This is a genomic window from Nocardia sp. NPDC059691, assembly GCF_042733915.1.
Taxonomy (GTDB): Bacteria; Actinomycetota; Actinomycetes; order Mycobacteriales; family Mycobacteriaceae; genus Nocardia; species Nocardia sichangensis.
Genome location: NZ_JBHWFB010000036.1, coordinates 1 through 5,276, shown reverse-complemented (window position 1 = coordinate 5,276; position 5,276 = coordinate 1). Strand labels below are relative to the sequence as shown.

General features: G+C 70.2%; 3 protein-coding genes and 1 pseudogene. All 4 read left to right on the top strand.

The features are described from left to right. A pseudogene (locus ACFV2O_RS36730) lies at nucleotides 1-661 on the top strand (lytic transglycosylase); the annotation flags it as partial. A 521-nt stretch (nucleotides 662-1,182) separates the two neighbouring features. Next, entirely contained in the window at nucleotides 1,183-2,403 is a 1,221-nt protein-coding gene (locus ACFV2O_RS36725) for a hypothetical protein (RefSeq protein ID WP_379256379.1), read from the top strand. Nucleotides 2,404-2,473: 70 nt separating this feature from the next. Next, nucleotides 2,474-3,697 (top strand): serine hydrolase, encoded by a 1,224-nt coding sequence (locus ACFV2O_RS36720; RefSeq protein WP_379256377.1) that lies wholly within the window; start codon nucleotides 2,474-2,476, stop codon nucleotides 3,695-3,697. 167 nt (nucleotides 3,698-3,864) lie between these two features. After that, nucleotides 3,865-5,106: a tryptophan synthase subunit beta gene (gene trpB / locus ACFV2O_RS36715; protein ID WP_379256375.1), complete on the top strand. Its 1,242-nt coding sequence runs from the start codon at nucleotides 3,865-3,867 to the stop codon at nucleotides 5,104-5,106. Nucleotides 5,107-5,276: the final 170 nt, after the last annotated feature.

The following is a 5,276-nucleotide window of genomic DNA, read 5'->3' as shown; positions in this document are numbered from 1 at the left end:
GTATCGGTCGGGTGGTTCGCCGACGCAGGTGCGGGTGTCGCCGGATCTGGTGGCGCCGGGGTCGTTGCCGCCGGTGGGGCCGGGCACGGACATGACCGCGGTCACCACGTTGGTGCAGGCGCCGGAAGTGACGCCGCAGACGTCGGCGCCGCCGCAGCGGCAGTATGCGCCGACGCAGGTGATGATCACGCTTCCCGGTCTGCCGCCGATCCCGTGCGGGATCTTCTGCCCGCCTCCGCCGCCAATGAATCCCTGTGTTGCGCAACCGGTTCCCGCTCCGATGCCGCAACCGGGACAGCCCGGCACGGGGCGCATCCCCTTGGCGCCGGGGCAACGGTACGGCGCGGCCCCCGGGCAGCTCCCCGGCCCGGACGTGAACAGTGCCGAGGCCGAAGGCATTCCGCAAGCTGCCGGTGCCGAAGCTGTCGACTGCACGCAACCCGGAGCGGACACCGCCACGGGCCCCGCGCCTGACGCTCCGCGGCGGGACGGCGCACCACGCAACCCCGAACCTGCCATCACCACACCGCCCGCGCCGGAACCCGAGCCCGAACTGGTGCCCGCCGGAGAGCCGACACCCACGCCGCAGCCCGGGATCACCCTGCCCTTCGGCATCGTCATCCCACTGCCCGGGCCGCCCCCGCCGCCTCCGGCGGGCTGACCCAGAGCCCGACACACCGCCTGCTCGCATCGCCTGCCGCTATGCCGCCTGCGGGGTGTCACGGCGGTAGTTCTGAGGATGAACGGCGGCATCGGCCGCAGACCCATTGCGCTCGGCTTGTCCGCCGGAGGGATGCGCGAAATCCGATCCGAGTGTGGGCGAAGTCGCCGGGCGACTGAAGGAGTTCTTCGAACATTGCGTCCGGCTGGGCCGGATCATGGTTCGCCCGGCGGCGGGAGCCTACTTCGGTAAGAGATCGCACGCACTCGAAGGCGGCCGCAAGCGCGAGAGTGCACGACGCTGCCGCAAAGGCGTATCCGGACTGCGTCAACCAACGTATTGTGGTCGGTAGCTATCGCGTGGCATCTACCAGCGGCGCCCAAGAGACCAGCGGTCTTCGAGGACGCCATTTCGTGCGGTGGGCGCTCGGCGAACGGGTGGTCCGGTGCACCGACCGGCGCCGATCGCCGGCGGCCGCGGTGACGAACCTTTACCGAGACCGGTCGAGCAGAGGTGATCTCATGAGGGCCACAGTCGGAATATCAGCGGAGCAGGCGGTGGTGCGCGGTGTGATGGTCTCGTCGACGGCGCGACGAGGCACTCGCCCGGCCGTGCTGCGCGAGATCGAACAGCCGGTCGAGCACTCCACCGCCGCCTCGGTGGCCGCCACGCTGGACGCGTTGACGTCCGCCGCGGGATCGCGCACCGAAATCGATGACGTCGCGGTCGCGTACCGCACCGTTGCCGAACGGCGGGCAATCGTCTCGCAACTTTCGTCGGCCACGTGGCGATCGTCGTCGCTGGTGTCGACCAAGACGGCGCTGCTCGCGCTGCTCGAGGAGATGCCGGGCCTGGGCGAGTACGACACGTTGCTGGTATCGGAGGTCGTCGGATACCACACGTCGTATCTCGTGGCCGGGCCGAATCGGGGCGAGATCCTGGTCTCCGGCACATGGTCGTCCGGTGTCGTCGACGCCGAGAGCGCGGATTCGGCGGTCGACCGGATCCGGCCCGCCCTGGAGGCGGCCGCGCTGCGGCCCGACGCCGTTGTGCTGTGCGGCGCGTCGGCGGGAGATCCGGATGTGGTCTCCGCGCTGCGGACCGGGCTCGACGCCCCGGTCATCGTGGTGCCCGACCATGCCAACGCCGCCGCTTACGGTGCGGCCTTGGTCGCCGCAGCTCCGTTCCGGCGCGCGGCGGAACCGGCAGTGGCCGATCGCAGGCATGGCGGCCGCGTGATCCTCGCCGGGGCCGCCGTCGCCGCACTGCTGGGCGGAGCCGCGATCGCGGTCGCGCAGGCGCGGGAGGACCGTCCGGCCGACGCCGAGATCGGCGGCCCCGCGGAGGCGTCCCTCACCGCCCCCCAGCCCGTCGACCCGAATCCAGCGCTCGCGACCCCGACGCCGGCGGCGGAGCGGGCGCCCGTGTCCATCGTTCCGGAGGCGGCGGTCACCCCGGAGCCGTATCCTGAGCCGCCGGCGCCGCATCCCGCGAACGCGCAGGCTCAACTGCCCCTGCCGGTGCCCCCTGGCCCCGAACCGCCGCCGGCCGAGCAGCAACCGCCGCCGCACCCGCGCACCACGACGGAATACCCCGAACCGACGACCGCCGCCGCCCCCAACGACACCTTCCTGTTCCCGGGCGAGTCGCCGCCGCCACCCTGGAACGCCGACCCGGCAGCGGTTCAGGCCTGGTGGGACAACCACGCGAAGCTGAAGGAGAGCTGGCTGAACGGCCGCTGACCCCGATCGGTGTGCCGCCGCCGTGATCGGCGGGGCGGCGGTACCCGCGGCCGGTCGATAAGCTGGCCGGGTGAGCGCACCAACGGCGGGATCGGTGGCGATCGTCGACGACCTGGAGGCCGTGACGACCCGAGGCCCTGAAGACGATCCCGCGGCGACCGGGATCGGCCGCGCCGGCGTGGAGGCGCTGTGGGCGTCGGTGCAGGCGTGGTACCGCTTGGGCACGACTCCGGCGATCCAGGTCTGCCTGCGCCGCGAGGGCAGGATCGTCCTGAATCGCGCCATCGGGCACGGCTGGGGCAACGCGCCGGGCGACGGGCCGGACGCGGTCAAGATCCCGGCTACCCCGGACACGCCGTTCTGCGGCTTCTCGACCGCGAAGGGCGTTGCCGGAGCGCTGATGTTCATGCTCGTCGAGCAGGGGGCGTTCACCCTCGACGAGCCGGTGTCCGGCTACATCCCCGAGTTCGCGTCGAACGGTAAGGCCGCCATCACGATCGGTGACGTACTTTCGCACTCCGCCGGGATCCCCTTCGTCACACCGCCGTATCAAGGCGTCGATCTGGTACTCGACGAGGAACTGGCCGTGCGTGGGCTGGCCGACCTGGTCCCGAGTTGGAAGCCGGGACGGTTCCGCGTGTACCACGCGCTGACCATCGGGTTGATCCTGCGGCTGCTGGTGCAGCGCGCCACCGGCAAGCGGATGCGGGACCATCTCACCGAGCAGGTGCTCGAGCCGTTCGATTTCCGCTGGACCAATTTCGGTGTGCGACCCGAGGACGTCGGCAAAGTCGTGCCGAGCGTGAAAACCGGTCCGGCTCCGTCGCGCACGGCGACCTTTCTGGCGAGCAAGGCCATCGGCGGACGAATGGACCGGGCGTCGCGCTCGGCGACCGACGCCTTCCTCACCGCCGAACTGCCGTCGGGCAATCTGATCACCACCGCGTCGGAGTTGTCGCGGTTCTACGAGATCCTCACGCGCGGCGCACCGGACGGACGGCGCATCATCAGGCCGGAGACCTTGGCCGAGGCGGTGCGCCCGGCTCGCTGGATACCCGGTGTCGCCGGACGTGTCAGCCGGGCGGGGTTCGAACTCGGCGGGCGCAGGTCGAAATTCGGCCGCGACACCGGGTCGCACTTCGGGCGCAGCGGATTGACCACCCAGTACGGGTGGGCCGATCCGGCTCGTGGGCTGTCCGGGGCGATCCTCACCAGCGGCAAGGCCACCACCGACACCGAGCGGCCGTGGCAGCTGGTCGCTCAGATCTCCGCCACTGTGCCTGCCGACCGGTAGCCAAGCACCGGGCGCCCATCCGCGCCGATCGCCTCCACCAGTGAGAAGCCTTAGCCATCCGAACGATTTAGTCTGTTAACTCGCTTGTTGCCAACCCGTCGGGTTGTGCTAGCGCTAGCGGAACAGACTGACCCGTCGGCTCTTTGGCGGTGAAAGCGTTGGTGTTGATGAGGATTGACCTTGACGTGGCGGTGAGCGCACCCCGGCACGAGATGTTCCCCGACGAACGCGGGCGGTTCGGCGTGTTCGGCGGCAGATTCGTCCCCGAGGGCCTGATGGCCGCGCTGCTGGATCTGGAGGACGCCTATCGCCTCGCGCGAGACGACCCCGGGTTCGTGGCCGAGTATCGAGAACTGTTGCGGGACCGGGTCGGCCGGCCCACGCTGCTGCATCAGGTACGGCGCTTCGGAGAGTTGCTGGGTGTGCCGGGCGCCCGCGTGTATCTCAAGCGCGAGGACATGGCCCACACGGGCGCCCACAAGATCAACAACGCCATCGGGCAGGCGTTGCTGGCCCGGCGGATGGGCAAGAAGCGGATCGTCGCCGAGACCGGCGCTGGGCAGCACGGCGTCGCGGTGGCGACGGTGTCGGCGATGCTCGGATTGACCTGTGTGGTCTACATGGGAACCGAGGACATGCGCCGCCAGGCGTCGAACGTGATGCGGATGCGGCTACTCGGCGCCGAGGTGCGGCCGGTCGATATCGGCTCGCGCAGACTGAAGGAGGCGATCAGCGAGTCGGTCCGCGACTGGGTGTCCACCGTGGACACCACCCACTACCTGTTCGGCACCGCGGCTGGGCCCGCGCCGTACCCGCGGATCGTGCGGGATTTCCAAACGGTGATCGGCACGGAGACCAGGAATCAGATCGCGCGCGTCGAGGGCAGGCTGCCCGATTACGTCCTGGCCTGTGTCGGCGGCGGCAGCAATGCGATCGGGGTCTTCCATCCGTTCGCCGACGATCCGCAGGTGCGGCTGATCGGCGTCGAAGCGGCCGGACGGGGGGTGGACACCGGCGAGCACGCGGCAACCCTCTGTATGGGCAGCCCGGGTGAGATCGACGGCTCCTACAGCTATCTGCTGCAGGACGAGGACGGCCAGATCGCGCGGACGCACAGCATCGCGGCGGGACTGGACTATCCGGGCGTCGGTCCCGAGCTGAGCCATTTGAAGGACAGCGGCCGGGTGACCTATCGGGCCGCCACCGACGCGGTGGCGCTGCGCGGCATGCAGGCACTCAGCCATACCGAAGGAATCCTCGCGGCATTGGAATCCGCCCACGCCGTGGGCTACCTGATGGAGATGGCCGACCGCGGTGAGATTCCCGCGGGCTCGCTGATCGTGCTGTGCCTGTCCGGCCGCGGGGACAAGGATCTCACCGTGGCCGCCGAGCGGCTCGGTGTGGCATGACCGCTGCTATGGTCGAAAGCGCCCATGGCGCCGGAGAGGGACCGCGCGCTACACCCGCGCACGAGGACGAGCCCTCTTGAAGTTTGTGCCCCGCCTGATCTTGTTCCTGGCGATTCCCGCTGTCTTGTTCCTGCTGCCCTGGTGGACGCTGGTTGCGGCGACCACCGAGG